Origin of the sequence: Streptosporangium sp. NPDC000095, assembly GCF_042899335.1 — a bacterium.
Lineage (GTDB): Bacteria > Actinomycetota > Actinomycetes > Streptosporangiales > Streptosporangiaceae > Streptosporangium.
In genome coordinates this window covers 43,906-70,109 of sequence record NZ_JBIAZS010000009.1, presented here as the reverse complement: position 1 = coordinate 70,109, position 26,204 = coordinate 43,906, and the positions used below count along the sequence as shown (strand labels likewise).

Here is a 26,204-nt window from a genome sequence, read left to right as displayed (position 1 = left end):
CAGTCCAGTCCCCGGCGCGGCCTCACGGCCCTCTTCGGTCCAGCCCTCCTGGGCCTTACAGCCTTTTTCCGGGGGGTTACCGGGGGCCCTGGTTCCAGACGACCAGGGGGGGTGGTACCGCGGCGAGGATCTGGCGGACCACCTCCTCGGGGTCGATCCCGTCGGCCAGGGCGTCGAAGGTGAGCATCAGCCGGTGGGACATCACGTCCACCGCCACGTCGCGCACGTCGTCGGGGAGCAGGTAGTCACGGCCGCGCAGCAGCGCCAGGCCGCGGCCCGCGGCGACCAGGCCGAGGGTGGCCCGAGGGCTGACGCCGATCTCGATGTTCTCCTGCAGCTCGGCCAGGCCGTAGTCGGCGGGGGAGCGGGTGGCCATCACAAGCCTGACCACGTAGTCGGCGACGAGCTGATGGACCGACACCTGGTCGGCCATGGACTGCAGCGCGGCCAGCCGCGCGGGGTCGAGCACCGCTCTGGGGGTCGGCGGTGTCACGCTCATCCGGTGCAGGATCTCCAGCTCCTCATGGGCGCTGGGGTGGCTGACGCGGACCTTGAACAGGAACCGGTCGCGCTGGACCTCGGGGAGGGGGTAGACGCCCTCGGATTCGATCGGGTTCTGGGTGGCCAGCACGATGAACGGCTTCGGCAGGGAGTGGGTCTCCCCGGCCAGGGTCACCTGCCGCTCGGCCATGACCTCCAGCAGCGCCGACTGCACCTTCGCCGGGGCCCGGTTGATCTCGTCGGCGAGCAGGAAGTTGACGAAAACCGGGCCGAGCTCGACATCGAAGGCCTCGCGGGAGGGGTGGTACACCCGGGTTCCCACGATGTCGCTGGGGACCAGGTCGGGAGTGAACTGGATGCGGGCGAACTCCCCGCCGACCACCGTGGCCAGGGTCGAGGCCGCCAGGGTCTTGGCCACCCCGGGCACGCCCTCCAGCAGGCAGTGACCTCGGGCGAGGAGTGCCACGAGCAGCCGCTCCACCATGTGTTCCTGCCCGACGATGACCCGCCGGACCTCGGCCAGGGCGTCGCGCAGCAATCCGGTGTCGGTCTCGCGCGGCAGTTCTTCGGCGACGGTCATGTCGGTATTCCATCAAATGAAGTGGCGGCTCGCACGGCGGGCTCGCTCCGTATTTCCTGACAGTGCCCGCATAGGGCCCGCATAGGGCCCGCAGCGGGACCCGGCGGGTTCGTGTGCCGGTCCTGCCGCAGGTCCGGCGGGTTCCGTTCGGAGTCCCGTCGGGTGGTCGATCCCGGTCCCCGTGAAGCGTGGTGTGATCGGCGGGGTGTGCTTTCATGTCAGACGTGGCCACTCCACTCCAGTACGGTGATCCGCCCCAGTTGGGGCCCTTCGTCGTGCAGGCCCGTCTGCGCGTGGGACCCGCGGGTCTGGTCTACCTCGGGTTGGCGCCCGATGGCCGGGCCGTCTCGGTCGCGGTGCTGACCAAGGGGGCGGCGCTCGACCCGGCGGCCCGTGACCGTTTCGTCACCGGGGTCCGCGAAGCGACGGCGAGCCGTTCCGGCGTACGGGGCTGGATGGCCTGGGCGACGCGCACGCGTACCGCCGTGGCCGATGCGGTCCCGCAGGTGCTGGCGATGGACGGTGGGAGCGCCCCGTGGGTGGCCACGCCGTATGAGCCGGACCGGGCGGGGGCGGAGCGGTTCCTCGAGGCGGTGCTGGTCAGCGGCACGCTGATCGGTGAGCAGCACGGCCCTGACTTCGCGCCGCACTGGGTGGGTGACCGCTCCCCGGCGCTGCCACCGCCGCCCAAGGGCGCGCCGCCGCCGACCGAGACCCGCCGGTCCGTGATCATCGCGGGGGTCGTGCTGACCGTGCTGCTCGTGCTGCTGGCCGTGATGGTCTGGCTTCTGTTGCGCAGGGAAGACGATTCCGAGCCGCTGCCGAGGCCGCTGCCGCCCACGGTGTTCGTCCCGACCCCGCCGCCGGTCCCGGCGACACCCGAGCCCGGCGAGCCCACGCCGTCACCGTCGCCGAGCCAGAGCGGGACCGGAACGCCAGGGCCGGATCGGGGCGACGAGAACGAGGGCGAGCCGATCTAGGGAGGCCCATCCGGGGATGTCCGGCGGACTCGGGCCGGATGCGCCCGTCGAGCTTGAAGCGAGCCGGATGGGTGTCCGGACGGAGAGATCGCTCGGGTCTTTCTCCTGGTGAGTGACCGTCTGGGCACGTTCGTCGCGGATGTCGACGGCGTATCCCGGTGAGGCGGGGCGTCGAGTCCGAAGCGAGCCGGTGGACGTCCTCACGGGGGTTTTCTCTCGTTCTAGTACTCCCTTACGAGTACTCATATTTGACTATGTCGCCTACTCGTGTTTGAGTAGTCGCATGAGTAGTACGCGACTGTTCATCCTGGGGGCGCTGGCTCGCCGGGGACCGATGCACGGTCATCAGATCCGGCAGAGCGCGCAGACGGACCGGACCGAGTTGTGGACCGACATCAAGGTCGGCTCCCTGTACGGGGCGCTGCACCGCATGGAGGCCGAGGGGGTGATCGAGACGGTGCGCACCGAGCAGCAGGGCAACCTCCCGGCGCGGACCGTCTACGCGATCACCGAGGACGGCGCGCTGGAGCTGGAGTCGCTGCGTGAGGCGGCCCTGCGTGACACCCGGCTGCGGCCCGATCCCGTGGACCTCGCTCTTCAGCTCAGCGCCGACATGGGCGAGCGGGAGCTGAGGGCCGTCATCGAGGACCGGCATCGCAGGCTCACCGCCGAGCTCCAGAGCTGGCAGCGGCTGAGGGAGGCGGCCACCCCCCACCTGCGCGGCCTCGAACCGCTCGGCTTCGACCACACCCTCATCCGCCTGCGGGCGGAGATCACGTGGCACGAGACGCTGCTTGAGGAACTGCCCCGGCTTCTCGGCGCCACCGGTGGATCCCCGGAACCGCCCTCCGATGCCACCCCCGACGAAGACGAAGGAGGAGCCTGACATGCCCGCCGAACCACTCGACGTCCTCGTCGTCGGAGGTGGCATAGGAGGGCTGGCGCTGGCTCAGGCACTACTGCCCTCAGGGGTGAACGTCCAGGTCTACGAGCGTGCGCGCGAGGCCGCCGACTGGGTGCAGGGCTACCGCATCCACATGAACCAGATCGGCAGCAGGGCCCTGCACCGCTGCCTGCCGCGCCCGCTGTGGGAGGCGTTCCTCGCCACCTCGGGCCACCCCGGCCCCGGCTTCGGCTTCCACACCCACCGGCTGCGCGAGCTCGTGTTCGTGGAGGAGAGCGTGATGACCGGCGGGGCCGCCGATCCCTCCGGAGGCCAGTACGCCGTCAGCCGCACCACCCTGCGCAGGCTCCTGCTCGCCGGTCTGGAGGGCGTCGTCCACCACGGTAAGACGTTCCAGCGCTACGAGACGAGACCGGATGGCAGGGTCACCGCCTTCTTCGCCGACGGCACCTCGGCCACCGGTGATGTGCTGGTCGGCGCGGACGGCGCCGACTCGCGCGTACGCGGGCAGTATCTGCCGGGGGCCCGTCGCGTCGACACCGGCGCGCTCGCGATCGGCGCCAGGTTGCCGCTGGACGACCGGGTTCGTGGGTGGCTGCCACGAAACCTTGCCGACGGGCTCAATCTCATCCTGCCGCCGAGCGGGAGCGCGATGTTCACCGCGGCCTTCAACGGCAGGCGCAGGGCGGAGAGCCTCCTCGCCCAGGGGAGCGGCCTCGGTTTCGTCCGCGGAGCCGGGCCGGCCGCCGGGGAAGGGGATGGGGCCGGTCTGGAGACCGATCTCGCCGGGTTCGGGCTCGACCTGAGGGCTCTGGCCGACGATCTTCAGGACTACGTGCTGTGGGCCTTCGTCGCCCCTCGTGGGATCTATCCGGCAGGGACCGCGGACCTCGACGGTGGCGGGCTCAGGGATCTGGCCGGGACGATGACCTCCGGCTGGCATCCCGCCCTGCGCCGCCTGGTCGCCGAGGCCGATCCGGCCAGCGTCCGGTTGATGCCGTTCAAGACCTCCGTCCCCGTCGGCCGCTGGCCCACGACGACGGTGACACTGCTCGGGGACGCCATCCACAACATGACCCCCGCGATGGGCTTCGGCGCCAACACGGCGCTGCGCGACGCCGCGCTGCTGGCGAGCAGGCTGGTGGCGTTCCAACGGGGTCGGGGCACCCTGGCGGAGGCCGTCGGCGGCTACGAGGCCCGGATGCGTGAGTACGGCTTCGGAGCCGTCCGCACCTCCGCGAGATTCACGAATTTCATGATCTCCCGTAGTCCTCTCGTCCGGCACGGCGCGAAGACCTGGTTCCGCCTGTGTGACGCCCTGCCGCCGGTCAGGCGGATGAGTTTCGGGCACCTGTGGACCGACGGCGCGACCGGGGAAGGGTAGGCGCGGCCAGGGGCACAGGGGCATCGCGCGGGGGACGCTCAGGGGCGCGCCCCCCGTAAACCGCCGCCCTTTTTCGTGAAGATTTTTTCCTTTGTCGCTATAAAGCGCCTTATGTCGGATAAGGAGCCCGTGTGTCGGTATGTACTTGGCACGCCGAAGCGACCGCGGCAGGGAAAGGAAACGTTGTCATGACGGATGTGTCGAGCATGGGCCCCCAGTCGGGTGATGACCGCCCGGTCCTGACCAACCGTCAGGGGCACCAGGTCTACGACAACCAGAACCAGCGCACGGTCGGCGCGAGGGGCCCGGCCACGCTGGAGAACTACCAGTTCCTGGAGAAGATCAGCCACTTCGACCGCGAGCGCATCCCCGAGCGGGTGGTTCACGCCCGGGGGGTGACCACTTACGGCCACTTCGAGGCCTACGGCAAGCTCGGCGACGAGCCGATCAGCCGCTACACCAGGGCGAGGCTCTTCCAGGAGGCGGGCAAGCGGACCGACGTGGCCGTGCGCTTCTCCACGGTGATCGGCGGCAGGGACTCCTCGGAGGCCGCCCGCGACCCCCGCGGGTTCGCGGTGAAGTTCTACACCGAGGACGGCAACTGGGACCTCGTCGGCAACAACCTGGGGGTCTTCTTCATCAGGGACGCCATCAAGTTCCCCGACGTGATCCACGCGCTCAAGCCGGACCCGGTGACGTTCAGGCAGGAGCCGGGACGGATCTTCGACTTCATGTCGCAGACGCCGGAGAGCATGCACATGATCGTCAACCTGTTCAGCCCACGCGGCATCCCCTCCGACTACCGGCATATGCAGGGATTCGGGGTCAACACCTACAAGTGGGTGAACGCCCAGGGCGAGACCCACCTGGTCAAGTATCACTGGATGCCCAAGCAGGGCGTGCGCAGCATGACCGAGGAGGACGCCGCCGTCGTCCAGGGGCAGGATCTCGGGCATGCCACCAAGGACCTGCACGAGGCGATCAACCGCGGCGACTTCCCCGAGTGGGAGCTGCTGGTGCAGATCATGAGCGACGACGACCACCCCGAGCTGGACTTCGATCCGCTGGACGACACCAAGGTGTGGCCCGAGAACGAGTTCCCGCCCATGCCGGTCGGCAAGATGGTCCTCAATCGCAACGTGGCCAACAATTTCGCCGAGAACGAGCAGATCTCCTTCGGCACCGGGGTTCTGGTCGACGGGCTCGACTTCTCCGACGACAAGATGCTGGTGGGCCGTACGTTCTCCTACAGCGACACCCAGCGCTACCGCGTGGGGCCCAACTACCTGCAGCTGCCGGTCAACCAGGCCAAGAACGCCGAGGTGCGCACCAACCAGCGCGACGGCCTGATGACCTATCACGTCGACGGGCAGGGCGAGAACCCGCACGTCAACTACGAGCCGTCGATCACCGGAGGGCTCAGGGAGGGGCAGAGCCCCGCCCACGACGAGCAGGGCCCGCTCATCTCGGGCCGGGTGACCCGTAAGCGCATCCCGCGTACCAACGACTACACGCAGGCGGGCCAGCGCTACCTGCTGATGGAGGAGTGGGAGCGCGACGACCTCGTGCGGAACTTCGTCGACCTGATCTCCCAGGCCTCGCGCCCGGTTCAGGAGCGCATGGTCTGGCATTTCCTGATGGTCGAGGACGATCTCGGCCTCAGGGTCGGGGAGGGGCTCGGGATCAGCCCCGACGACGTCTCCCATCTGGAGCCGCTGGCGAGCCAGGACCTGAGTGACGAGGACCGTGAGCGGATGTCCAAACTGGGCAAGAACGGGCCCCGCCCGGTGGAGGGTATGAAGATGACCCACTGCGTGCCCAACGAGCGGGCGCGGGCGGAGCGTTAGCGAACCGCCGCCGGGCCGGAGCGAACCGTACTCCGGCCCGGCGGCGGAAGGCGTGGGCCGGTGCTCGGGGACGGCGTCCCGCGGGCGCGGGGAGATGATCCATCCGCCCCGGAAGCCCGCCGACCAGGACCTTCAGCCAGGGAGAGATCCTCGGTCAAGAAGGCCCGATTTTTCCACTTAAAAGGTATGAATGCCATTACAGCGGGCACGCGATTCTCAATCCGAGACGCCGACATCTGAGCCGTTCCCACTCCCAATTGGATCGCCATGCCTGTTAAGAGCAACGTCATTCCGATCATCCACTGGTCTCGCCGTTCGTCCTGTCTCAGCGAGGACCCCGAACTGTTCTTTCCCGTGTCCTATGAGGGGCCGGGCCGTGAGCAGTACGAGCGCGCCAGGGCGGTGTGCCGCCTGTGCCCGGTGCGCGGGCGTTGCCTGGAGTACGCGTTGAACACCCAGCAGATGTACGGCGTGTGGGGAGGCACCACCCCGGAGGAGCGCAGGGCCACCATGACCAGGGCGAAGCGGCAGGTCAGGTAGCGCGGCCTTCCTTGTCAACGGGCCCGTCGGCGCCGCCCGCCCGGCGCACGGTCCGGTCCGCCCGGAGCCGACCGGTTCACCGCGGCCTCCCCGGGCTCACGGCGCCCTGGGGGTCCTCGGCCTCGCCACGATCTCCGGATTCGCCGACGAGGGCGCGGAAACGGGCGGCGTTGCGCTGGGAGTTGTCCGCGCAGCAGTTGTTGAAGAGCACATGGGTGATCTCGGCGCCCTCCGCGAGCTTCTTCACCCTCGCCGCCCAGCGGGCGAGCTCCTCCTCCGAGTACAGGTACGCGAAGCGCTCGTCGACGTTCTTGCTGGTCCACTTGTCGGAATGCCCGTGCATCCGTACCACGGCGAGGTCGGAGGTCGCGGCGAGGACCGGCGGGACCGACGAGGCGTGCCCCTGAGGCATGTCGACCCCCACGTACGCGAGGTCGTGCCCGGCGAGAAAGGCGAGGGTGTCCTCACGGTTCTCCTCGCTCATCCAGGTGCGGTCACGGAACTCGACACTGACGCGCATCGGTGCGCAGCGCCGGGCGCATTCCAGGATGTGGCGCCTGTTGCCCTCCCCGATCGGGAACCACGGCGGGAACTGGAAGAGCACCGCCCCCAGCTTGCCGGCCTCGTGCAGCGGGCCCAGCGCGTCGAGGAAGCGCCGCCAGACCTCGTCCAGGATCTCCGGTGGCACGTCCTTCGGGTAGAGGTTGCGCCCCTGTGGCGCGCCGAGGCTCTCCCGCAGGTCCTTGTAGAGGGAGGCGGGCCGGGTGGGGTGCCCGGTGAGCATGGAGAACGCCTTGATGTCGAAGGTGAAGCCGGCGGGGGTGCGGTCGCGCCAGGCCTCCACGGTGCTCCGCGACGGCGGATGGTAGTAGGTGGCGTCCACCTCGACGACCGGGAACCGCGTCGCGTAGTAGGCGAGGCGTTTCGCCGGGGTGGAGGCGTCCTCGGGATACCAGCCGGACTCCAGCAGTGAGCGGTGGGTCCACGAGGCCGTGCCCACACAGATCCTGCCCATGTTCCCGTCCTCCCTGACAGACCCGGCGCGTCTCCCGCTCCCGGTGTTCCTCCGCCCGGTGACGGCTCCCGGCCGGGGGCGGGGCCGTCGCGGCGCCGGGTTCTACGGCCTCCCGCCGACGCCGCCGGCGAGTTCGCCCAGACGTGCGGGACCTCCGGTGCGCGGCGACAGCGGCGGGGTGTCCATGCCCTCCGCGCTTCGCAGCCCTTCGAACAGCTCCCTCATCGCGTCCACCGCCGTGTGGCGCGGCTGCCAGCCCAGTTCGGTGCGGGCACGGCCGGTGTCCATGATCGGCATCCTGAGCACCAGATCGACCAGGTCGGGCGAGGCGGGGATCAGCCTCAGCCGCCAGGCCGCGGCGACGGTGCTCCTGAGCGCCCAGCCCGAGACGGGCACCAGCCGGGCACCGAGCAGCTCGGCCAGCACCGAGGGCTCGATCACCGGGTCGGCGGCGATGTTGAAGGCCCCCGACACCGGCCGGGTGACCGCGAGCCGGTAGGCCTCGCCGACATCGTCGCCGTGGACCGTCTGGAAGCGGAGTTCGGGGGTGTCGGGCACGAACGGGATCAGGCCCGGCCGTACCAGCCGCTGCGGCACGAACGGCCCGCCGAACAGGCGCCGCTGCCCGACCGCCGCCTCCCGCTTGAAGATGAAGCCCGGCCTCAGCCGCACGACCCTGATGTCCGGGTGGTCGCGCTCGAACAGGTCGAGCACCCGCTCCACGTAGGCCTTCTCCCGGCCGTAGGCGGCGCCGGGCCAGCCGTGGGTCGGCCAGTCCTCGGTGACCGTCAGGTCCTTGGGCGCCGAGGAGTAGGCGCCCACCGAGGAGGCGTGCACGAGCGCGGAGACACCCGCCCGCGCGGCGGCGTCGAAGACCCTGATGCTGCCCAGGACGTTGTTCCGCCAGGTCGTCACGGGGTCGCGGGTGGGCTGGAACAGCCACGCCAGATGGACGACCGCGTCGGCCCCCTCCAGGTGCGGCGCCAGGTCGCCGTCGGCGACGTCCACGGTCCGCCAGGTGGTCTTGGGAGGGTCCCACTCCGGTCGCCTGCGGGCCAGGCCCACGATGGATGTGACATTCCGATCGGCCGCGAGGGCGGACACCACGCTCGTGCCCACGTTTCCCGTCGCGCCCACCACTGCTACTCGCATGCCTACCGGGTGCCCCGGGAGGGGGCGGCGAATCCCCTCCCGGTGACCGCTTTGCCGTACGGGGAGCTGATCCGGCGCTGGGTGACCGTCGCGCCGGACCGGTGGGGGATCCGTCGCCCGCGCGATGCCGGACGCGGCGGGCACGACATCGAGCCGCCACGGGTGTCCGTCAGGGTCCCCATCGCCCCCGTCGCCCTGCCCGAGATGCCCGCCGTGCCCGTCCTACGCGGGCGCGAGGCCGGGGTCAGCGCCGGGGGGACGGCCAGGGGTTGGGACGGCAGCCGTGCAGGGACTTGGTCTGCTGGAGCATCACCGGTGCCCGCCGGCCGCGCCCCGGGCAGGACACGTGGCCGTGGCCGAGACCGTGGCCGACCTCGTGGCTGATCACGTACTCGCGGTAGGAGGCCACGTCGCGGCCGTAGCCGCGCGCCCCGCTGTTCCAGCGGACCGCGTTGATGACCGCGCGCTCGCCGTTCCAGCAGGAGAGTATGCCGTTGGTCCGCATCGGCAGGCATCGCCTGTCGGTCGTCCGCGGGCTGCTCAGGGAGACCCTGATGCTCGCCGGGCCGCGGGGCACCCGCTTGAACCGGTATCCCCAGCCGCGCCGGTCGTTGAGGATCCGGTGCACCTCGGCGGCGAACTCCTCCGCCTCGAACGGCAGGCCGCGCTCGACCTCCACGATGTACCGGATCACCTTGCCCTTCCTCCCCTTGGGAGGGGCGGCCTCGCCGGGGGCGACGGCGTAGCGGCCCTTGGCCGCCCGGGGCACCTTCATCCTCAGCGGCTGCTGGCGGCCGTTGGCGAGCAGGAGCGGCTCCTTGGCGGGTGACAGGGGCGCGGCCGTGTCCTGCGGCTGAGGCGGCGGGGTCGGCGTCTGGGGAACCACCGGTATGCCGGGCGGGGCGGCGTCGGGGGGAGGTGCGGGCCTGTCGGGAACGGGGTCGAGGCTACCGCTCAGCACCGTGGCCCCACCGGCTGTGAACGTGACCACGATGCTCAGCGCGAGAAGCAACAGAACGGTCTTAGGGTCACGTCTCTTTTCGTTCCTGGACATAGACCGTAAACCCTATTGCCCCTTGGAGGTAACTCATCAAATCAGGAGCAAATCCATCATATGCAGCCAGCGCAGGGGCATTTCGCGGCATGCCAACGGCGACCGCACGCATGCGGTCGCCGTTGGATCAAAGGGGAGCGGACTCAGCGGGGTCCGCGTGGACTCGACAGACGGATCGCCGCCGGCACCGCGGCCCGGCCCTGGACGGGACGGGATCTCACCGGCCCGAGGCGATCAACTTCCTGGCCTCTCCCGGATCGTCGGTGGCCAGGGCGAGCCGGGCGTTCTCGCGGCACCGCTCCAGGGAGTGGGCGGCGAGACTCTCCCGTACCGCGGGGACACCGGGCGCGGACATCGACAGGCTGGTGACCCCCAGCCCGACCAGGACCGTCGCCAGGAGCGGGTCGGCCGCAGCCTCGCCGCACACGCCGACCGGCTTGCCAGCCGCCTGTCCGGCCGCCGCGCAGTCGGCGATCAGCTGGAGCAGTGCGGCCTGCCACGGGTCGAGCAGGTCGGCGAGTTCCCCGTGCTGACGGTCGGAGGCGAAGGTGTACTGGCTCAGGTCGTTGGTGCCGATGCTCAGGAAGTCGAGCTCCTCCAGCAGGCGTCCGGCGCGCAGCGCGGCGGCCGGAACCTCGATCATCGCCCCGACCCGCGCGATGCCCCGGGCGCGTGCCCGCGCGGCGAAGTCGGCGGCCTCGGCCACCGTCGTCACCATCGGTGCCATCACCCACGCTTCGGCCCCGGTCGCGCGGGCGGCCTCGGCGATGGCGTCGAGCTGGGTGTCGAGCACCTCCGGCCTGACCCGGGAGACCCGAAGTCCCCGGATGCCCAGCGCGGGGTTGGTCTCCTCGGCCAGTCCGAGGAACGGCAGCGGTTTGTCCGTGCCCGCGTCGAGGGTGCGGACCACGACGTGCCCGCCGCCGGGTGCGGCACGGAGGACCGCGGCATAGGCGGCCACCTGCTCCTCGTAGGTCGGCTCCTCGCGCCGGTCCAGGAAGAGGAACTCCGTGCGGAACAGCCCCACCCCCTCGGCGTCGAATCCCCCGGCCCCCTCCGCGGAAGGGGTGTGGCCCGAGGGGGTGAGGTCGGCCGCCGAGCCGACGTTGAGCAGCAGCTTGACCGGGTGGCCGTCGGAGGTCCGCCCGGGGCCACGGCTGGTGGCCTTCCTGAGGCGGTCTTCCTCGGCCCGGCGCTGGACCGCGGTGGCGGCCTCCTCGCCGATGCCGACCTCCACCTCGCCCAGCTGGCCGTCGACCGAGATCCACGTTCCCTCGCCGATGTCGTCGGCTCCCCGGCAGGCGACCACGGCGGGCAGGCCGCGGGCGCGGGCGAGGATGGCGGTGTGGCTCGTCGGGCCGCCCTTCTCGGTGACGAGGGCGAGAACGGACCCGGGATCCAGGTTCACCGTGTCGGCGGGGGAGAGATCCCCGGCGACCAGGACGAACGGGTGGCCGGGGTCGGGCACCCCGGGGACGGGCAGGCCCAGCACCGCCGCCACGGCCCGGTTGCGGATGTCGTCGAGGTCCGCGGCGCGTTCGGCGAAGTAGCCGCCCGCCTCCAGCAGTGCGCGCCGGTGATGGGCGCAGGCCTCGTCGACGGCGTGCGCGGCGTTCCGGCCCGACCTGACGCTCGTCTCCACGGACTCGTGCAGGCCGGGGTCGTCGGCGATGAAGGACTGCGCCTCCAGGATCGCCTTCGCGTCGGCGTCGGGCGCCTTCTCCGCGCGCGCCGCCAGCTCCGCGGCCGTGGCCCGCAGCGCGTCCAGCGCCAGAGCGAGCTCGGCGTCGGCGTCGGTGACGGGGGAGGGTGCGGGCAACTCCGGCGGACCCGCCATCCGGCAGACCCGTCCGGCGGCCCGGCCCGGGCTCACGCCCAGGCCGTTGAGCGTCTCAGCCACGGGAGTTCTCTTCGGCGTCGAGGTCACGGGCGAGCAGTTCGGCGAGGGAGTCGAGCGCCTCGTCGGCTCCCGCTCCCTCCGCCTCGAGCGTGACCTCCGTGCCGTGCGTGGCGCCCAGTGCCAGTACGGCGAGCATGCTGTTGGCCGGTACGGGTTTGCCCTCTCCGACACGGATGCGGACGGGCACCCCCTGCTTGCCCGCGGCCTGCACGAAGATCTTCGCGGGCCGGGCGTGAAGGCCCGTGCTTGAGGCGACGACCACTGTCCTCTCCGGCATCTCCGGTTCTCCTTCTGCGCTTTGTGCGCGTTCTGCGAGTGGTGCGAGCTTGACGGGCCTGTGCCGGTTGTGTGCCGGGCCCCTCCCACCTGGTCCGGTGGGAGGGGCCCGGCGGGCCGGCACCGGTCAGGGTTCGATGGTCACCTTGATGGCCTCGCCCCTGCTGACGATGTCGATGCCCTCAAGGACCTCCGTGAGCGGCAGCCGATGCGTGATCAGGTCGGCGACCGGCACCGAGCCGTCGGCGATCAGCCGCAGAGCCTGGGCGTTGTGCGCCGGGCTCGACCCGTTGGCGCCGACGATGGTCAGCTCCCGGTAGTGGACCAGGTTGGAGTCGCACCGGATGATCGGGTTGTCCTTGGGCAGGCCGCCGAAGAAGCTGATCCGCCCCTGGCGGGCGACCATCTGCAGCGCCTGCTCCTGGGCCGCGCCAGCGGCGGCGGCGGTGATGACGACGTCGGCCCCCCTGCCCTCGGTCAGTTTGAGCACCTGCTCGACGACGTCCTCACCGTGGACGACCGCGTCCGGGTGGACCAGCTTGGCGGCCATCTCCAGCCGCCCGGCGTTGATATCGACGAGGAAGACGCGTGCCGCGCCCCGCGCCCGGGCCAGCCGCACGTGCAGGCAGCCGATCGGGCCGGAGCCCATGATCACCACGTCGTCGCCCTCGCCCACGCGGGCCAGCTCCTGGCCGTTGAGCACGCAGGCCAGCGGCTCGGCCACCGACGCCTCGGCGAAACCGATCTCGTCGGGAATGCGGTTGACGCCGTTGACCGCGAGGACCTTCGCCGGGATGATCATGTACTCGGCGAAACCACCGTCGTAGTGGTAGCCCATCGACTCCTGGTTCGGGCAGACGGTCATCCGGCCCCGGCGGCACTCCGGGCACGTACCGCAGGGGATCGCGGCGATCACCTGCACCCGGTCACCCGGGGCCCACTCGCCGGCGTCGACGGCCTCGACCACCTCGCCGGCGATCTCGTGCCCCATCACCCTGGGCGGATGGATGTGGTGGTGGCCGTGCTTGAGGATCTTCGCGTCGGTGCCGCAGGTCGAGCAGTTGCGCACGCGTATCTTGATCTCGCCTGGTCCGGTGACGGGTTCCGGCGCCTCCTCGACGCGGATGTCGCCGGGGGCGTAGAAACGGGCGACCTTCACTGTGCTTCGTCCTCTTCGTTCGGTTGCAGCAGCCGGACCACCTCGGCGACTTCCGTCGCCTCGCGAAGGGCCCGGGCCTGGTCGGGATCCATCAGGATCTGGGCGAGTTCGGCGAGCAGCCGCACGTGGCCGTCACCCTTGGCGGCGATGCCGATGCACACTGTCACCTGCTCGCCGTCCCAGTCGACGCCCTCGGGGAAGCGCACGAAGCTGATGGCGTCGTACAGGACCGCGTCCTTGCCGGCCAGGGTGCCGTGCGGGATGGCGACCCCCTCGCCGACGTAGGTGGAGATCGACCGCTCCCGTTCGAGCATGGTGTCGATGTACTCGCTCTCCACCGCGCCGACGGCGAGCAGGGCCTCTCCGCACTGCAGGATCGCGTCGTCCCGGCTGGCGGCCGAGGCCGCCAGCCGGATGGCGCGTGGGTCCAGCGGCAACGGTGCCGTCTCAGGCATTGACGGTGCCGCCGCTCTTGATCGTGCTGACCAGCTTGGTCACCGCGGGGTCTCCGATGAAGACCTGGAACGGGATCAGCACCTTGTCCGGGGCTCCGGCCCGGGCCCGGCTCGCCAGTCCGGCGTGGCAGAGCACCACGTCGGCGTCGGCGGGGATCGTGTTGACCGGGGTGTGCTCCACCGCGATGTTCTGCGGCTTCAGCTGCTTACGGAGCTGGCTGGCGAGCATGACGCTGCTGCCCATTCCCGCGTCGCAGGCGACGACGATCTTGTGGATGTCCTTGCTCTCGATGCTGGCCATCGATTAGGCCTCCTTGACGGTGGGTGCGGTCTGCGGCTCTTCGACGCTCTCCCCACTCTCCTCACTGTCGTCCTTGCCGCGCCCGAAGCCGAGGAGCGCCGCCGCGACGGCGAAGGAGACGAGCGTGGCGGCGGCGACGCCGGCGATGGTGCCGAACAGTCCACCCCTGGGGGTCACCGCGAGGAAGGCGAAGATGCTGCCGGGCGACGGCGTGGCCACCAGCCCGGCCCCGGTCATGAGGAAGACCAGGACGCCCGTGGCGCCACCGGCGATGACCGCGAGGATCAGCCGGGGCTTCATGAGCACGTAGGGGAAGTAGATCTCGTGGATGCCGCCGAAGAAGTGGATGATGATCGCGGCGGGGGTGCTGGGACGCAGCGCGCGGGGGCCGAAGAACATGAAGGCGAGCAGCAGGCCGAGGCCGGGGCCGGGGTTCGACTCCAGCATGAACAGGATCGACTTGCCGTCCTCGGCCGCCTGGGCGATGCCCAGCGGGCCCATCACGCCGTGGTTGATGGCGTTGTTGAGGAAGAGCACCTTGGCGGGCTCGATGACGATCGAGGCGATCGGCAGCAGGTTGTTGTTGATCAGCCAGGCGACCGCGTCACTCGCGACCGCGGTGATCGAGGCGACGACGGGGCCGATGGCCTTGAGTCCGACCAGGGCCATGGCGCCGCCGATGATGCCGGCGCTGAAGTTGTCCACCAGCATCTCGAAGCCGGCCTTGACGCGGTCGGCGATGAGTCCGTCGAACAGCTTCAGGAGGTACGCGGTGAGCGGACCGATGATCATCGCGCCGAGGAACATCGGGCTTTCCGCACCGGCGACGATGCCCATGGTGGCGACGGCGCCGACCACGGCGCCGCGCTGGCCGTGGACCATCCGACCGCCGGTGTAGCCGATCAGGACCGGCAGCAGCGTCGTGACGATCGGCCCGACCAGGGTGGCGAAGTCCTCGTTGGGCAGCCAGCCGGTGGGGATGAACAGGGCGGTGATCAGGCCCCAGGCGATGAACGCGCCGATGTTCGGCATGATCATCCCGGCGAGGTATCCGCCGAAACGCTGAATAACTGCTCGCGCCCCGGTTCCTGTGACAGTTGGGGTGTATTCACTCATGTGGTTCTGCTCCTTCCGGGGCGGTCGGCGGTTAGGCCGACCTGGGGGGTGGATCTGTGCCGCTGTCAGCCCTCGGGCCGCAGCGGCAGGGTGGGATCGGCTCCGGTGACGCTCACGTCGTCACGATGGATGTGGTGTGGGGATGGCATCCGGCTTCCCGGTAGCCCGACCGCGGCGGTCGCCCAGGCCAGCGCCTCCACCAGCGCGCGCTCGCCTCGCGCCCCGCCCGCGAGGAAGCCCGCGAGCATGGCGTCGCCGGCACCGACGGTGCTGCGTGGTTCGGCCACCGGGCACTGGCCGTGCCAGATCTGGTCGTCCTGCAGCAGGATCGCGCCGTCGGCGCCCAGACTGGCCAGGACGGTGCCCGCGCCTCGCGCCCGCAGGTTCTCCGCGGCCTTGATGGCGTCGCCCAGGGACGAGATGACGATCCCTGTGGCCTCGGCAAGCTCCTCCCGGTTGGGTTTGACCAGGGCGGGAGCCTCGGCGAGCGCCGAGACGAACGCGGGTCCGCTGGTGTCGACCGCGACGTTGATGCCCGCGCCGCTGAACCGCTCGCACAGGCGGGCGTAGACGTCGGCGGGCACCTCGGGCGGGAGGCTGCCCGAGGCGACCACCCAGTCCGCGGAGCTGGCCGCGCCGAGCACCGCCTCGGCGATGGTGTCGAGTTCGGTCGGCGACAGGGCCGTTCCCGGTTCGTTGATCTTGGTGACCGTGCCGTCGGGCTCGGCCAGTGCGACATTGGACCGGGTGGCCCCGCCGACGGGGACGGTGATCATCTCGATGCCCTCGGCCGAGAGCAGGCTCACCAGTCGGCGGCCCTCGTCGCCGCCGAAGGGGACGACCGCGCACGAGCGGACCTGGTTGGCCAGCAGCGCGCGGGAGACGTTGACGCCCTTGCCGCCGGGGTCGAGGTGGGTGGCGGCGGCGCGGATGACGGCCCCGCGGGTCATCGACCCGACCTCGATCGTGCGGTCCAGGCTGGGGTTGAGGGTCAAAGTGACGATCATGCCGGGACCACCTTGGTCGTACGGTTCCGGCGGGTGCCGAGGGGGGCGGGGACGGTCACCTGCGAGGTCCTGGCGGTGAGCGAGGGGGAGGGGAGGATCACGCCCGGATCACCTCCGGGCCCGCTGCGGCCATCTCGGCCGCGACCCCGGAATCGAGCCCGGTGTCACTGATCACCACGTCGATCTCCTGGATCGAGGCGAAACGCGCCAGGTAGGTGTTGGGGAACTTGGTGTGGTCGGCGAGCAACACGCACCGCTGCGCCGCGTCGATCATCGCCCGCTTGATGGCGGCCTCGGCCGGGTCGGGTGTCGTCAGCCCCTTGGCCACCGAGCAGCCGTTGGCGGCCATGAACGCCACGTCCACGTGCAGGTCGGCGAGAGGGCGCAGTGCCCAGTCGTCGACGGTGGCCAGGGTCCGCCCGCGGACCCGGCCGCCCAGCATGATCACCGTCAGGTTGGGGCGGGTGGCCATCGCCGTCGCCAGCGGCGGTGAGTTCACGATCACGGTCAGCTCCCGATCGACCGGAAGTGCCTGCACCAGCCTGCCGGTGGTCGAACCGGCGTCGATGATGATCGCGCCGTCGTCGGGGAGCTCGGCGAGCGCCGCCTTCGCGATGCGTTCCTTTTCCGCGATCATCACCTCGTCGCGGGCGGCCAGCTCGGGCTCGAACCCCAGCCGCTCGACCAGGATCGCTCCGCCGTGCACGCGTCGCAGCATCCCGGAGCGCTCCAGCGCGGTCAGGTCGCGCCGGATGGTCTCCGTGGTGACGGCGAACTCCTCCGCCAGCGTCACCACGTCCACCCGTCCGACGGCCCGCGCCCGGCGCAGAATCTCCTGTTGCCGCTCCTCGGCGTACATGCTGTTGATTCACCACCGTTTCCGTGTTGTTTCAGCTTTATTTACACCCGAATGTGTTGGAACGTCAATGGGCTACCTCCCGGCTAACACAGCATGACCATAAAAAAACCCAGGTATTTACCGGTAAACCGAGGGGTCGGGCGGGGGTGGGGTCACGGTTTGGCCCATATTTGGGAACACGTTGGAATCACTGTGGCTCTTGGTGTGAAGTGAGGCCGATCCGGGCTCCGCCCGGCGGCGAAGTGAGGAGCGCCGCGGGCTCTTCCCGTGCGAAAGACGCGTCTCAGGAGGGATCCGGGGAGGTTCGAGGAGCTCCGGGGATCTTCGGGAAGGACGGGGAACGCCCCGGACTTCCCGGCGGATGGGAGTCCGGGGCCATCACGGGGGTTCTGTCGCGGGAAGTGCCTCAGCCGGTCGCGGGAAGTGCCTCAGCCGGGAAACGAGATGTGGGCGGGCGGCACGTGGGCGGCCAGCCAGACGCCGTTGGCGCTGACCCGGAACTCGTGACCCGCCCGGTGCATCTCTCCCGCGCGGACGACCAGCACGACCGGCCTGCCCCGGCGCGCGCCCACCCGGGTCGCGGTCTCCCGGTCGGGGGAAAGGTGCACGGCGTGCCGGTCCATCGGACGCAGGCCCTCCCGCCGGATGGCGCCCACGTGTGCGTCCACCGTGCCGTGAAAGAGGATCTCGGGCGGTTCGACCACGGGAAGGTCCAGATCGACGTCGACCGTGTGGCCCTGGTTGGCGCGGATCCGATCGCCCTCGATGCTGAAGCGCCGCTTGTCGTTGCCCGCGACCACCCGTGCGAGCTCCTCACGGGTGATCGCGAAACCGTGCCGCGCGGCGGCGGCCAGCAGGGCTTCGATGTCCACCCAGCCCTGCGGGCCGAGGACGAGCCCGATGCGCTCTGGCTGGTGCCTGAGGTGCTGGGAGAGATATTTGGAGACTCGAACCAGCCGCTTGTCGTCCATGGATACGGGTCTCCGGGTGGGGTGGGCTCAGCCGTCGGCGGCCCAGCCGTGGGTGCGCTTGAGGACGGCGGCCACGCGGGCGAAGCGCGCGCCGTCGAGGATGGAGCCCTCGCGCCGGATGTCGCCCTCGGCGAGACTGAAGATCCGATCCAGGCGCAGGTAGGAGACCCGGTTCTCCCGGTCCCACTGGCCGGGGCCGAGCTCCAGGTAGTCGTCGGGGTCGCCGCCGGCCCGGCTGGTCAGCATCAGTGCGAGCAGCTTGCGCCCGTGGCGGCCGACGACCAGCAGGGGCCGGTCCTTGCCCCGGTTCGGATCCTCCTCGTAGGGGACCCATGCCCAGACGATCTCGCCGGGGTCGGCGAGCCCGTCGAGGTCGGGGGAGTAGTGCAGGGTCGCGGTTCGGTCGACGCGGTGGACCTCGCTGACCGCGCCTCGGGCCGGTCGGGGGTCCTCGCCAAGATCACGCACGCACACAGCTTAACGGCAGACTCCGGCCGCTTCCAAGGGGGCACCCGGAGCCGGTGGCGGGAAAGCGCGCCGCCCGCCGGCCGCGATGCCGGCGGGCGGCCGAGGTCCCGGTGGGCGGGTGCCCTCATCCTGGACCTGGTGCGAAGACGGCTCAGCCGCCGCTCTTGCGCCGGAAGGAGCGCTTGGCCGCAGCCGGGCCGTGAGCACCGTGGATCTTCGAGGAGTTCTTCCCCTTGCCCCCGGAGCCCGCGTCCGCCTGGGCGAGCTTCTTGCGCTCCAGTGCCTCGCGGAACTTGCGCTTCAGCTCGTCGTCGGAACTCTCGGAACCTTCGGGTTCCGGCGTGACGTCAGACATTACAGACCTCCTGATCTATCGGGCGGTCCAACCCCGACCAACAGGATCATCATCCTCTCATCCGGACCCCTTCGGCGTGCAGGCCCCTGGCTTCGGCTCTGAGAGGAAGGGCATTGTGCCGCGAGCTCCGCCGGCGCACGGGTCAGTGCATTCCCAGCGCCATCATCAGCAGCAGGCCGGCGAGGTGGCCGACGACCACGAAGACGATCACGAAGACGAAGACGAACTTGGCCGGGCCGTGCTCGAAGTGCCGGCCCTCCTTGAGGGTGGGACGCTTGGCCTGGCGCTCGGCGATCCGCTCCTCGATCGGCCTGCTGTGAAACATGGGGGTCCTTTGCTCACCGATGGTTGGGGCGATAATCGTTTGTGTACCAATTATCGTACTATGTCGCTTGGAGGCGCACGTGAGTGACATGGCCGATCCCCTGAGCCTGGACCGTCAGGTGTGCTTCGCCCTGGCGATCGCCTCGCGCAACGTCATCGGTCTCTACCGGCCCCTGCTGGAGCCGATGGGGCTCACCCATCCCCAGTATCTGGTCATGCTCGCCCTCTGGGAGCGGGCACCGCTCTCGGTCAAGGAGCTGAGCGAGCTACTGAGACTCGACCCCGGTACGCTGTCCCCGCTGCTGAAGCGTCTCGAGGCCGTCGGTTACATCCGGAGGCGGCGTGACAGCCAGGACCAGCGTGTCCTGGCCGTCTCGCTCACACCGGAGGGCAGCGGGCTACGGGGCGAGGCGGAGAAGGTTCCGCCGGCGATCGTCAAGCGTCTGGGGATGACCGTGGAGGAGCTCCAGGAGCTCCACCGGTCGCTGACACGGCTGATCGCCGCGGCGGACGGCGCGGCATCACCGACTCACGAAGAGTCACAGGACAGGGAGAGGAAAGGCTCATGGCCGGAAGTCACGGGGGAAGCCCCAAGTCGTGGTTCGCGGTGATCGTCATCCTGCTGGGGTTCACCGTGGGGGGCGTCGCCCTGTGCCTCGGCCCCAACTGGACGTTCTTCTGGGTGGGGGCCGGGATCGTCGCGGTGGGCGGTGTGATCGCCCTGATGGTCGACATCTTCTCCGACGTCATCATCGACGCGCCCCGCGTGCCGATGGACCAGAGCAACGGCTGATCGGGCCTCCTGCGGCGCCTCCCCACCCGGCGGGATCTCAAGTGATCCGGTAGAGCAGCTCGGGTCGTCCGAGTCCGCCGTACTGGGGGACCCGGTGCGTGATCCCGTTCTCCGTCAGATGCTCCAGGTAGCGGCGGGCGGTCACCCGGGAGACGCCGATCGCCGCCCCGGCGGTCTGAGCCGACAGGCCGCCGGGCGCCTTGCGCAGCTCCGCCAGCACGGCGTCGAGCGTGGCCTGCGTCATCCCCTTGGGAAGGAGGCTCTGCGTCGGACCCCGCAGTGCCGCCAGCGCGCGGTCCACCTCGCCCTGACCGTTCGCCTCTCCCATGCCCTCCACCGAGGACCGGAACTCCGCGTAGCGGACGAGCTTCTCGTTCAGCGAGGCGAAGGTGAACGGCTTGAGCAGATACTGGGCCACGCCGACGGAGACCGCCGACCTGACCACCGACAGGTCCCGCGCCGAGGTGACCGCGATGACGTCCGACATCACGCCCGCAGCCCGCAGTGCCCGGCACACCTCCAGCCCGTGCATGTCCGGCAGGTAGAGGTCGAGCAGGATGAGATCGACGGGATGTCGCCGCAGGAAGCGCAACGCGTCGCCACCGGACCTGACCACCGCCTCCACCCTGAAGCCGGGCACCCGCTCCACGAAGACCCGGTTCGCCTCGGCGGTGATCTCCTCGTCCTCGACGACCAGTACCGAGATCATGAGACGCCCTTCCCTCGCAGTGGCAGCCGCACGGTGAACACCGCGCCCGTCCCGCTCTCCGCCGTCCTTCCGGCGTCCCGCTCGTTCTCGCCCGCGAGCGCGCGGACGGTTTTCGCGGCCGGGTCCGGCTCGCCGGTCCCGCCGACCTCGATCGTCCCGCCCATGCGGCGGACCGCCTGACCGACCATGGCCAGGCCGAGGCCGCGGCCGTCGCCCTTGGTGGTCCAGCCCCGGCGGAAGGCATCCCGAGCCGTCGCCGGGTCGAGGCCCTGGCCGCTGTCCGCCACGCTGATCACGAAGGTCGTCTCGTCGGCGCGCAGCCGCACCTCCACCCGCGCGGGCCCGGTGCCCGACATGGCCGCGTCCGCCGCATTGTCTATCAGGTTGCCGACGATCGTCACCAGGTCGCGGGTGTCCAGGCCGAGGTCGTCGAGCTCGCTGTCCGGCGTGATCGCCAGCTCCACTCCCCGTTCCCCGGCCTCGGCGCTCTTGCCCAGCAACAGCGCGGCGAGTACGGGTTCGCGCACGGCGCCCACCACCCGGTCGGTGAGCTGCTGCGCGGCCTTGATCTCCTCGGTCGCGAACGCCACCGCCTGCTCGGCGCGGCCCAGCTCGACGAGGGTGATGACCGTGTGCAGCCGGTTCGCCGACTCGTGCGCGGCGGCCCGCAGGGAGTCGGCGAAGCCGCGCTCGGCGTCGAGCTGCCCGGTCAGGGACTGCAGCTCCGTGTGGTCGCGAAGGGTGACCACGGTGCCGAGCGAGCGGTTGCCGGAGCGGACCACCGCGACGTTCACCACCAGCGTCCGCTCTCCGGTCATGTGGATCTCGTCGCTACGGTTCTCACCCGCCGAGAGGCGCTCGCTCAGCGAGAGGGGAAGGCCCAGCCGGCCGATGTGCCTGCCGCTCACCTCGCCCGTCAGGCCCAGGAGTTCCCTGGCGCCGTCGTTGCAGAGCGTCACCGTGCCCGCCTCGTCGACGAGCAGCAGCCCTTCCCGTACGGCGTGCAGGATCGCGTCGTGGTACTCGTACATCCGGCTCAGCTCGGCGGGGCCCATCCCGTGGGTCTGGCGGCGCAGCCGGGCACCGACCAGGTAGGTGCCCGCTCCGCCGACGGACAGGCCGAGCAGACCGGTCAGCGCGGCGCCGGCGATCTGCCCGCGGAGCCTGACGCTGATCTTGCTGATGGTGATGCCCGCGCTGACCAGGGCCTTCACCTCGCCGCGGGCGTCGCGGACCGGGGCGACGGCACGGACCGAGGGGCCGAGCGTGCCGGTGTAGGTCTCGGTGAACACCTGTCCCGCGAGGGCGGGCGCGGTGTGGCCGAGGAAGCGGTGGCCGATCCTGGCCGGGTCGGGATGCGTGTAGCGCACGCCGTCGAGACTCATGATCGTGACGAAGTCGACCCCCGTCTCCCGTCTCACCCGTTCCGCGTACGGCTGCAGGGCCGCGGAGTCGCCCAGGTGGGTGAGGACGGAGGGGGAGTCGGCCACGCTGATGGTCACCGCCCTGGCGGTGCCTACGGCCTCCTCGACGAGCAGGTCACGCACCTGCAGGAACGCCAGCAGAGCGCCACCGGCCACGGTGACGCCTACCACGACGATCTGGAGCACCAGCATCTGCCGGGCGAGGCTCCAGTCGCGCATGCGTCTGGGAAATTTCCGCAAGTTCACGAACGAAATGTACGCAAGGGTGACTCAGATCACAGGCCCGGACCATAGTCGCTCGACCGGACTTTCCTTCTAGCGCGGTGGAGCACGCATGAGCGCGGCCCGAGATAGAACACACTACCTGTACATAGCCGTCATCCTCGCTGTGATCGCCGGCATCGCGATCGGCTTCGCGGCTCCCGACGCCGGCATCGCACTGAAGCCGCTCGGCGCCGCCTTCGTCGCCCTGATCAAGATGATGATCAGCCCGATCATCTTCTGCACCATCGTCCTCGGCGTCGGATCGGTCACCAAGGCCGCCAAGGTCGGCAGGGTCGGAGGCCTCGCGCTCGGCTACTTCGTCGCGATGTCGACCGTCGCGCTGGGCATCGGCCTGCTCGTGGGCAACCTGGTCGACCCCGGCCACGGCCTGCAGCTCACCGACGAACTGCGCAAGGCCGCCGAGGCGGAGGCGGTCAAGGGCGGTGAGACCGACACGACCACGTTCCTGCTCGGGATCATCCCCACCACGCTGGTGTCGGCGTTCACCGGGGGGCAGGTGCTGCAGACCCTCCTCGTCGCGCTGCTCGCCGGGTTCGCCCTGCAGGCGATGGGCGAGCGCGCCAAGCCCATCCTGAACGGCATCACGCACATCCAGCGGCTCGTCTTCCGTATCCTCGCCATGATCATGTGGGCCGCCCCGGTCGGCGCCTTCGGCGCGATAGCCGCGGTCGTCGGAGCCACCGGCATGGACGCGCTCAGGAGCCTCGGCGTCATCATGCTCGCCTTCTACCTGACCTGCGTGCTCTTCGTGTTCGTCATCCTCGGGCCGATGCTCTGGCTCGTGGCGCGCGTCGGGCTGTTCCCGCTGCTGCGCTATCTCGGCAGGGAGTTCCTGCTGATCCTGTCGACCTCGTCGTCGGAGTCGGCCCTGCCCCGCCTGATCGCCAAGATGGAGCACCTCGGCGTGAGCAAGCCCGTCGTCGGCATCACCGTGCCGACCGGGTACTCCTTCAACCTGGACGGCACCGCCATCTACCTCACCATGGCCACGCTGTTCGTCGCGAGCGCCACCGGTGCCCCGCTCGCCTTCGGTGAGCAGGTCTCCCTGCTGGTGTTCATGATCATCGCGTCGAAGGGCGCGGCCGGGGTCACCGGTGCGGGTCTGGCCACCCTCGCGGGCGGCCTGCAGTCCCACCGCCCCGACCTGGTCGACGGCGTCGGCCTCATCGTCGGCATCGACCGCTTCATGTCCGAGGCGCGGGCGCTGACCAACTTCGCGGGCAACGCGGTCGCCACCGTCCTGATCGGCACCTGGACGGGAGAGTTCGACCGGCAGCGCGCGGCCGAGGTCCTGGCGGGCAGGGCGCCGTTCGACGAGACGACCCTCCTCGACGACGACAACGAGGGTGAGGACGCCTCGCCGCCCTCGCCGTCCTCCGCGCGCCCGGACGACCAGGCCCTGACCCCGGCGTAGCCGGCGTAACGACGGGCGACCCTCCGAAGGGCGCACGGGCCGGTGGTGGACGCTCTGCTCGGGGGAGCGACCGCCACCGGCCCGTACGTGTGAGGACGCGCCTGTCGAAGTGATCGCCGTCGGCCGGTTCCCGCGGATCCGGCGGCGTTGACACCCTTGTCACGTCGTCCTAGTTTGAGCAGGCTCAGACGACTGATCACGAAATCGAAGGGGAGCGGTGGATGGCCGTCATCGATGCCCACCAGCACTTCTGGAATCTGGAGACGGGCTCCTACCCCTGGCTGACGCCGGAGGCGGGGCCGCTCTACCGCACCTTCGCCCCCGAGGAACTCGTCCCGCAGCTCGCCGCCGCCGGTGTGCAGCGGACCGTGCTGGTCCAGGCCGCCGACACCTACGCCGACACCGACGCGATGCTGGCGCAGGCGGACGCCCACGACTTCATCGCCGCCGTGGTGGGGTGGGTGCCGCTGAACCGGCCGGACGAGGCGGCGGAGGCGCTGGAGCGTTACGGCAGGCATCCGAGGTTCGCCGGGGTGAGGCACCTCATCCACGACGACCCCGACCCCGACTGGGTCGTCCAGGACACGGTGATCGAGAGTCTGGGCCTGCTCGCCGCGGCGGGGCTGCCGTTCGACGTGGTCGCCGTGCTGCCCAGGCACCTGGAGCACGTGCCGTTCCTCGCCGAGCGCGTCCCCGGGCTGCGGCTGGTCATCGACCACCTGTCCAAGCCGCCGATCAGGGAGAAGGGGTGGGAGCCGTGGGCGTCGCTGATCGCCCGCGCCGCCGAGCACCCCAATGTGTACGGCAAGGTGTCCGGTCTCAACACCGCCGCCGATCCGGAGACCTGGACCGCCGAGGACCTCCGCCCCTACGTCGACCACGCGCTTGAGGTGTTCGGCCCCGAGCGGCTGATGTTCGGCAGCGACTGGCCGGTGGCCGTCCTCGCGGGCGACTACGCCAAGGTCTGGCAGGAGACCGGCGTGCTGCTCTCGGGGCTCGACGAGGCCGCCAGGCAGGCGATCCTCGGCGGTACCGCGGCGCGCTTCTACGGCATCGAGCCCTGATCGGCCCTCGCTCTTTCCTGACCCCCTTCTGCCCGCTTCGCGCCCCGCGTTCCTCCCGGCCCCTTTCTGACGGAGGGTCCTCGGCGGCGCCGCGAGCGCGGGTTGACGCGCGCCCTCGGACTCAGGCCGACGCGCGCAGGAAGCCGATGCTTGCCGCGAGGCCGCGAATGTCGACGCCGAGGCCGCGCAGGATGGAGACGGAGGCGTTCGAGCCGTCGGCCAGCAGGCCCTTCAGTAGTTCCTCGCCGCCCACCTCGGAGTCGGTGCCTCGGGTGTGCAGGGCGACCTCGACGACCTTCCGTGCCCTGGCCGTGAGGAGCAGGTCACCGGCCGGGCCGCTGAGTGTCACGTTCAGCGGGCGGAGCCTGGAGCGCGTCAGCCGCCACGCCAGGGGATCCTCTCTCCGGGGCGGGAGGCGCCGCCTGACCTCGTCCAGGTCGACGCCGATGGCGGCGAGCAGCGCGCGGTCGCCCGCCAGGCCCCTCGCGGTCTCACGGTTCCGGATCTCCGCCCCGACCGTCTCGGGGGTGACCGTGAGACCCGTCACCGGCCAGGACTTGGCCAGAGCGAGCAGGAACATGTCCTCGTCGAGCGTGGTGCGGCCGTGGTCGAGCGCCAGTAGTCCGGCGCGGACCGTGGTCCGCCGGGCCTCGGGGGTGAATCTCGCGAACATCGTCAGCTCCCGCCCTCGGTGATTCGGTGTGCGTGCTTGCGGTGTGCCGTCTGCCGCCTGACGCCGAGCGCGGCGGCGATGACCTCCCAGGAGGAACCCTGGTTCCTGGCCTCGATGACGTGCGCGGCCTCAAGCTCCTCCAGAAGCCTGCGCAGCGCCGCCACGGCCGCCAGTGCCACCACCGGATCCTTGCCGTCGACGGCCTCGGCGAACTCGTTCAACGATCCCATGCTGTCAGCATAAGCTGACATATTCGTTGTTGTCAGCATTTGCTGACAACATTCCGGAGCCTCGCCGCGTTCCGGCAGCGGACGCGCTAGCGTGCGAGGGTGGACAAGATCTTCACCGTTGAGGAGGCGCGGGCGCTCATGCCCGTGCTGCTGGAGCGGGCCGCCGCGTTCGTGGCGATGCGGGGGGAGTTGGCGGAGCTCGCGCACGAGCTCCGCAGCACCGGGACGTCGCAGGCCGGTGGCCTGGCGGAGGCGAAGGCATTCGAGGCCAGGCTGGAGGAGATCCTCGGCTGGTTCGAGGAGCGGGGTATCGAGGTCAAGGGCGTCGCGCCCCTGCTGGTCGACTTCCCCTCGGTGCTCGACGGGGTGCGGGTGCGGCTGTGCTGGCTGGAAGGGGACCGCGAGCTGGTGTGGTACCACCGAGAAGAACTCGGCTTCGCCGGTCGCAGACCCCTTCCCTGACC

Annotated in this window: 30 protein-coding genes; 10 read left to right on the top strand and 20 right to left on the bottom strand. The window is 70.4% G+C overall.

What is annotated here, in order from left to right:
• Nucleotides 1-76: 76 nt before the first annotated feature.
• Nucleotides 77-1,081 (bottom strand): MoxR family ATPase, encoded by a 1,005-nt coding sequence (locus ACFY3V_RS20795; RefSeq protein ID WP_350948349.1) that lies wholly within the window; start codon nucleotides 1,079-1,081, stop codon nucleotides 77-79.
• Nucleotides 1,082-1,296: 215 nt separating this feature from the next.
• Between ACFY3V_RS20795 and ACFY3V_RS20790 the strand changes: the two genes are divergently transcribed.
• The 5 genes from ACFY3V_RS20790 (at nucleotide 1,297) to ACFY3V_RS20770 (ending at nucleotide 6,736) form a co-directional block, all read left to right on the top strand.
• Nucleotides 1,297-2,061 (top strand): hypothetical protein, encoded by a 765-nt coding sequence (locus tag ACFY3V_RS20790; RefSeq protein ID WP_362897212.1) that lies wholly within the window; start codon nucleotides 1,297-1,299, stop codon nucleotides 2,059-2,061.
• Between the two features lie 283 nt (nucleotides 2,062-2,344).
• Nucleotides 2,345-2,947, top strand: coding sequence for a PadR family transcriptional regulator (locus ACFY3V_RS20785; protein WP_389775410.1), 603 nt, complete (start codon nucleotides 2,345-2,347; stop codon nucleotides 2,945-2,947).
• 1 nt (nucleotide 2,948) lies between these two features.
• Nucleotides 2,949-4,349: an FAD-dependent monooxygenase gene (locus ACFY3V_RS20780; protein ID WP_362897210.1), complete on the top strand. Its 1,401-nt coding sequence runs from the start codon at nucleotides 2,949-2,951 to the stop codon at nucleotides 4,347-4,349.
• Nucleotides 4,350-4,537: 188 nt separating this feature from the next.
• On the top strand, nucleotides 4,538-6,196 hold the full coding sequence (locus tag ACFY3V_RS20775; protein ID WP_389775405.1) for a catalase: 1,659 nt from the start codon (nucleotides 4,538-4,540) through the stop codon (nucleotides 6,194-6,196).
• Nucleotides 6,197-6,463: 267 nt separating this feature from the next.
• Complete coding sequence (locus ACFY3V_RS20770; RefSeq protein WP_350948354.1) at nucleotides 6,464-6,736, top strand: WhiB family transcriptional regulator; 273 nt, start codon at nucleotides 6,464-6,466, stop codon at nucleotides 6,734-6,736.
• 76 nt (nucleotides 6,737-6,812) lie between these two features.
• On the opposite strand, the gene ACFY3V_RS20765 is transcribed toward ACFY3V_RS20770, so the two are convergent.
• The 15 genes from ACFY3V_RS20765 to ACFY3V_RS20695 all read right to left on the bottom strand — a co-directional run bounded on the left by ACFY3V_RS20765 (nucleotide 6,813) and on the right by ACFY3V_RS20695 (nucleotide 19,149).
• Nucleotides 6,813-7,751, bottom strand: a complete 939-nt coding sequence (locus tag ACFY3V_RS20765; RefSeq protein WP_362897208.1) for a DUF72 domain-containing protein — start codon at nucleotides 7,749-7,751, stop codon at nucleotides 6,813-6,815.
• A gap of 102 nt (nucleotides 7,752-7,853) precedes the next feature.
• Nucleotides 7,854-8,903 (bottom strand): NAD-dependent epimerase/dehydratase family protein, encoded by a 1,050-nt coding sequence (locus tag ACFY3V_RS20760; protein WP_389775402.1) that lies wholly within the window; start codon nucleotides 8,901-8,903, stop codon nucleotides 7,854-7,856.
• A 244-nt stretch (nucleotides 8,904-9,147) separates the two neighbouring features.
• Nucleotides 9,148-9,915, bottom strand: a complete 768-nt coding sequence (locus ACFY3V_RS20755) for a DUF3152 domain-containing protein (RefSeq protein WP_362897206.1) — start codon at nucleotides 9,913-9,915, stop codon at nucleotides 9,148-9,150.
• A 259-nt stretch (nucleotides 9,916-10,174) separates the two neighbouring features.
• On the bottom strand, nucleotides 10,175-11,857 hold the full coding sequence (ptsP, locus tag ACFY3V_RS20750) for a phosphoenolpyruvate--protein phosphotransferase (RefSeq protein ID WP_362897205.1): 1,683 nt from the start codon (nucleotides 11,855-11,857) through the stop codon (nucleotides 10,175-10,177).
• The gene (locus tag ACFY3V_RS20745) at nucleotides 11,850-12,134 is read right to left on the bottom strand and encodes an HPr family phosphocarrier protein (protein WP_350948358.1); all 285 of its coding nucleotides are present in this window, start codon (nucleotides 12,132-12,134) and stop codon (nucleotides 11,850-11,852) included. The genes ptsP and ACFY3V_RS20745 overlap by 8 nt, the downstream gene beginning before the upstream one ends.
• A 126-nt stretch (nucleotides 12,135-12,260) precedes the next feature.
• On the bottom strand, nucleotides 12,261-13,292 hold the full coding sequence (locus ACFY3V_RS20740) for a zinc-dependent dehydrogenase (RefSeq protein ID WP_350948359.1): 1,032 nt from the start codon (nucleotides 13,290-13,292) through the stop codon (nucleotides 12,261-12,263).
• Entirely contained in the window at nucleotides 13,289-13,747 is a 459-nt protein-coding gene (locus tag ACFY3V_RS20735) for a PTS sugar transporter subunit IIA (RefSeq protein WP_362897204.1), read from the bottom strand. The genes ACFY3V_RS20740 and ACFY3V_RS20735 overlap by 4 nt, the downstream gene beginning before the upstream one ends.
• Nucleotides 13,740-14,048, bottom strand: coding sequence for a PTS lactose transporter subunit IIB (locus ACFY3V_RS20730; protein WP_350948361.1), 309 nt, complete (start codon nucleotides 14,046-14,048; stop codon nucleotides 13,740-13,742). The genes ACFY3V_RS20735 and ACFY3V_RS20730 overlap by 8 nt, the downstream gene beginning before the upstream one ends.
• Before the next feature lie 3 nt (nucleotides 14,049-14,051).
• On the bottom strand, nucleotides 14,052-15,164 hold the full coding sequence (locus tag ACFY3V_RS20725) for a PTS mannitol transporter subunit IICB (RefSeq protein ID WP_362897203.1): 1,113 nt from the start codon (nucleotides 15,162-15,164) through the stop codon (nucleotides 14,052-14,054).
• A gap of 65 nt (nucleotides 15,165-15,229) precedes the next feature.
• Nucleotides 15,230-16,171: a 1-phosphofructokinase gene (pfkB, locus tag ACFY3V_RS20720; RefSeq protein ID WP_350948363.1), complete on the bottom strand. Its 942-nt coding sequence runs from the start codon at nucleotides 16,169-16,171 to the stop codon at nucleotides 15,230-15,232.
• Between the two features lie 97 nt (nucleotides 16,172-16,268).
• Complete coding sequence (locus tag ACFY3V_RS20715) at nucleotides 16,269-17,030, bottom strand: DeoR/GlpR family DNA-binding transcription regulator (RefSeq protein ID WP_350948364.1); 762 nt, start codon at nucleotides 17,028-17,030, stop codon at nucleotides 16,269-16,271.
• A 428-nt stretch (nucleotides 17,031-17,458) separates the two neighbouring features.
• Nucleotides 17,459-18,001, bottom strand: a complete 543-nt coding sequence (locus tag ACFY3V_RS20710) for an RNA 2'-phosphotransferase (protein WP_389775394.1) — start codon at nucleotides 17,999-18,001, stop codon at nucleotides 17,459-17,461.
• Nucleotides 18,002-18,028: 27 nt separating this feature from the next.
• Complete coding sequence (locus ACFY3V_RS20705) at nucleotides 18,029-18,469, bottom strand: type II toxin-antitoxin system PemK/MazF family toxin (protein ID WP_350948366.1); 441 nt, start codon at nucleotides 18,467-18,469, stop codon at nucleotides 18,029-18,031.
• A gap of 151 nt (nucleotides 18,470-18,620) precedes the next feature.
• Nucleotides 18,621-18,824 (bottom strand): DUF5302 domain-containing protein, encoded by a 204-nt coding sequence (locus ACFY3V_RS20700; RefSeq protein ID WP_350967627.1) that lies wholly within the window; start codon nucleotides 18,822-18,824, stop codon nucleotides 18,621-18,623.
• Nucleotides 18,825-18,966: 142 nt separating this feature from the next.
• Complete coding sequence (locus tag ACFY3V_RS20695) at nucleotides 18,967-19,149, bottom strand: hypothetical protein (RefSeq protein ID WP_350948368.1); 183 nt, start codon at nucleotides 19,147-19,149, stop codon at nucleotides 18,967-18,969.
• Nucleotides 19,150-19,237: 88 nt separating this feature from the next.
• Here ACFY3V_RS20695 and ACFY3V_RS20690 point away from each other — a divergent pair, with 88 nt between their 5' ends.
• Nucleotides 19,238-19,759 (top strand): MarR family winged helix-turn-helix transcriptional regulator, encoded by a 522-nt coding sequence (locus tag ACFY3V_RS20690; RefSeq protein WP_350948458.1) that lies wholly within the window; start codon nucleotides 19,238-19,240, stop codon nucleotides 19,757-19,759.
• Nucleotides 19,714-19,941: an HGxxPAAW family protein gene (locus tag ACFY3V_RS20685; protein ID WP_350948369.1), complete on the top strand. Its 228-nt coding sequence runs from the start codon at nucleotides 19,714-19,716 to the stop codon at nucleotides 19,939-19,941. The genes ACFY3V_RS20690 and ACFY3V_RS20685 overlap by 46 nt, the downstream gene beginning before the upstream one ends.
• Before the next feature lie 37 nt (nucleotides 19,942-19,978).
• Here the strand turns inward: ACFY3V_RS20685 and ACFY3V_RS20680 are convergent, their stop codons facing one another.
• On the bottom strand, nucleotides 19,979-20,650 hold the full coding sequence (locus tag ACFY3V_RS20680) for a response regulator (protein ID WP_389775388.1): 672 nt from the start codon (nucleotides 20,648-20,650) through the stop codon (nucleotides 19,979-19,981).
• Nucleotides 20,647-22,320 (bottom strand): ATP-binding protein, encoded by a 1,674-nt coding sequence (locus ACFY3V_RS20675; protein WP_389775384.1) that lies wholly within the window; start codon nucleotides 22,318-22,320, stop codon nucleotides 20,647-20,649. The genes ACFY3V_RS20680 and ACFY3V_RS20675 overlap by 4 nt, the downstream gene beginning before the upstream one ends.
• An 88-nt stretch (nucleotides 22,321-22,408) precedes the next feature.
• On the opposite strand from ACFY3V_RS20675, the gene ACFY3V_RS20670 reads away from it, so the two are divergent.
• Both ACFY3V_RS20670 and ACFY3V_RS20665 read left to right on the top strand, forming a co-directional pair.
• Complete coding sequence (locus ACFY3V_RS20670; RefSeq protein ID WP_362897199.1) at nucleotides 22,409-23,773, top strand: cation:dicarboxylate symporter family transporter; 1,365 nt, start codon at nucleotides 22,409-22,411, stop codon at nucleotides 23,771-23,773.
• A gap of 221 nt (nucleotides 23,774-23,994) precedes the next feature.
• Nucleotides 23,995-24,837, top strand: a complete 843-nt coding sequence (locus ACFY3V_RS20665) for an amidohydrolase family protein (RefSeq protein ID WP_362897198.1) — start codon at nucleotides 23,995-23,997, stop codon at nucleotides 24,835-24,837.
• Between the two features lie 121 nt (nucleotides 24,838-24,958).
• Here the strand turns inward: ACFY3V_RS20665 and ACFY3V_RS20660 are convergent, their stop codons facing one another.
• Complete coding sequence (locus tag ACFY3V_RS20660; protein WP_362897197.1) at nucleotides 24,959-25,510, bottom strand: Clp protease N-terminal domain-containing protein; 552 nt, start codon at nucleotides 25,508-25,510, stop codon at nucleotides 24,959-24,961.
• Between the two features lie 2 nt (nucleotides 25,511-25,512).
• The gene (locus tag ACFY3V_RS20655) at nucleotides 25,513-25,740 is read right to left on the bottom strand and encodes a helix-turn-helix domain-containing protein (protein ID WP_350948375.1); all 228 of its coding nucleotides are present in this window, start codon (nucleotides 25,738-25,740) and stop codon (nucleotides 25,513-25,515) included.
• A gap of 99 nt (nucleotides 25,741-25,839) precedes the next feature.
• Here ACFY3V_RS20655 and ACFY3V_RS20650 point away from each other — a divergent pair, with 99 nt between their 5' ends.
• Entirely contained in the window at nucleotides 25,840-26,202 is a 363-nt protein-coding gene (locus tag ACFY3V_RS20650) for a DUF2203 domain-containing protein (protein WP_350948376.1), read from the top strand.
• The last annotated feature ends 2 nt before the right edge of the window (nucleotides 26,203-26,204 follow it).

Bases quoted from the DNA above. Each gene is read 5' to 3' on its own strand.
- ACFY3V_RS20795 (WP_350948349.1), bottom strand. From the start codon at position 1,081: ATGACCGTCGCCGAAGAACTGCCGCGCGAGACCGACACCGGATTGCTG.
- ACFY3V_RS20790 (WP_362897212.1), top strand. From the start codon at position 1,297: ATGTCAGACGTGGCCACTCCACTCCAGTACGGTGATCCGCCCCAGTTG.
- ACFY3V_RS20785 (WP_389775410.1), top strand. From the start codon at position 2,345: ATGAGTAGTACGCGACTGTTCATCCTGGGGGCGCTGGCTCGCCGGGGA.
- ACFY3V_RS20780 (WP_362897210.1), top strand. From the start codon at position 2,949: ATGCCCGCCGAACCACTCGACGTCCTCGTCGTCGGAGGTGGCATAGGA.
- ACFY3V_RS20775 (WP_389775405.1), top strand. From the start codon at position 4,538: ATGACGGATGTGTCGAGCATGGGCCCCCAGTCGGGTGATGACCGCCCG.
- ACFY3V_RS20770 (WP_350948354.1), top strand. From the start codon at position 6,464: ATGCCTGTTAAGAGCAACGTCATTCCGATCATCCACTGGTCTCGCCGT.
- ACFY3V_RS20765 (WP_362897208.1), bottom strand. From the start codon at position 7,751: ATGGGCAGGATCTGTGTGGGCACGGCCTCGTGGACCCACCGCTCACTG.
- ACFY3V_RS20760 (WP_389775402.1), bottom strand. From the start codon at position 8,903: ATGCGAGTAGCAGTGGTGGGCGCGACGGGAAACGTGGGCACGAGCGTG.
- ACFY3V_RS20745 (WP_350948358.1), bottom strand. From the start codon at position 12,134: ATGCCGGAGAGGACAGTGGTCGTCGCCTCAAGCACGGGCCTTCACGCC.
- ACFY3V_RS20735 (WP_362897204.1), bottom strand. From the start codon at position 13,747: ATGCCTGAGACGGCACCGTTGCCGCTGGACCCACGCGCCATCCGGCTG.
- ACFY3V_RS20730 (WP_350948361.1), bottom strand. From the start codon at position 14,048: ATGGCCAGCATCGAGAGCAAGGACATCCACAAGATCGTCGTCGCCTGC.
- ACFY3V_RS20725 (WP_362897203.1), bottom strand. From the start codon at position 15,164: ATGAGTGAATACACCCCAACTGTCACAGGAACCGGGGCGCGAGCAGTT.
- pfkB (WP_350948363.1), bottom strand. From the start codon at position 16,171: ATGATCGTCACTTTGACCCTCAACCCCAGCCTGGACCGCACGATCGAG.
- ACFY3V_RS20715 (WP_350948364.1), bottom strand. From the start codon at position 17,030: ATGTACGCCGAGGAGCGGCAACAGGAGATTCTGCGCCGGGCGCGGGCC.
- ACFY3V_RS20710 (WP_389775394.1), bottom strand. From the start codon at position 18,001: ATGGACGACAAGCGGCTGGTTCGAGTCTCCAAATATCTCTCCCAGCAC.
- ACFY3V_RS20700 (WP_350967627.1), bottom strand. From the start codon at position 18,824: ATGTCTGACGTCACGCCGGAACCCGAAGGTTCCGAGAGTTCCGACGAC.
- ACFY3V_RS20695 (WP_350948368.1), bottom strand. From the start codon at position 19,149: ATGTTTCACAGCAGGCCGATCGAGGAGCGGATCGCCGAGCGCCAGGCC.
- ACFY3V_RS20690 (WP_350948458.1), top strand. From the start codon at position 19,238: ATGGCCGATCCCCTGAGCCTGGACCGTCAGGTGTGCTTCGCCCTGGCG.
- ACFY3V_RS20685 (WP_350948369.1), top strand. From the start codon at position 19,714: ATGGCCGGAAGTCACGGGGGAAGCCCCAAGTCGTGGTTCGCGGTGATC.
- ACFY3V_RS20680 (WP_389775388.1), bottom strand. From the start codon at position 20,650: ATGATCTCGGTACTGGTCGTCGAGGACGAGGAGATCACCGCCGAGGCG.
- ACFY3V_RS20670 (WP_362897199.1), top strand. From the start codon at position 22,409: ATGAGCGCGGCCCGAGATAGAACACACTACCTGTACATAGCCGTCATC.
- ACFY3V_RS20665 (WP_362897198.1), top strand. From the start codon at position 23,995: ATGGCCGTCATCGATGCCCACCAGCACTTCTGGAATCTGGAGACGGGC.
- ACFY3V_RS20660 (WP_362897197.1), bottom strand. From the start codon at position 25,510: ATGTTCGCGAGATTCACCCCCGAGGCCCGGCGGACCACGGTCCGCGCC.
- ACFY3V_RS20655 (WP_350948375.1), bottom strand. From the start codon at position 25,740: ATGGGATCGTTGAACGAGTTCGCCGAGGCCGTCGACGGCAAGGATCCG.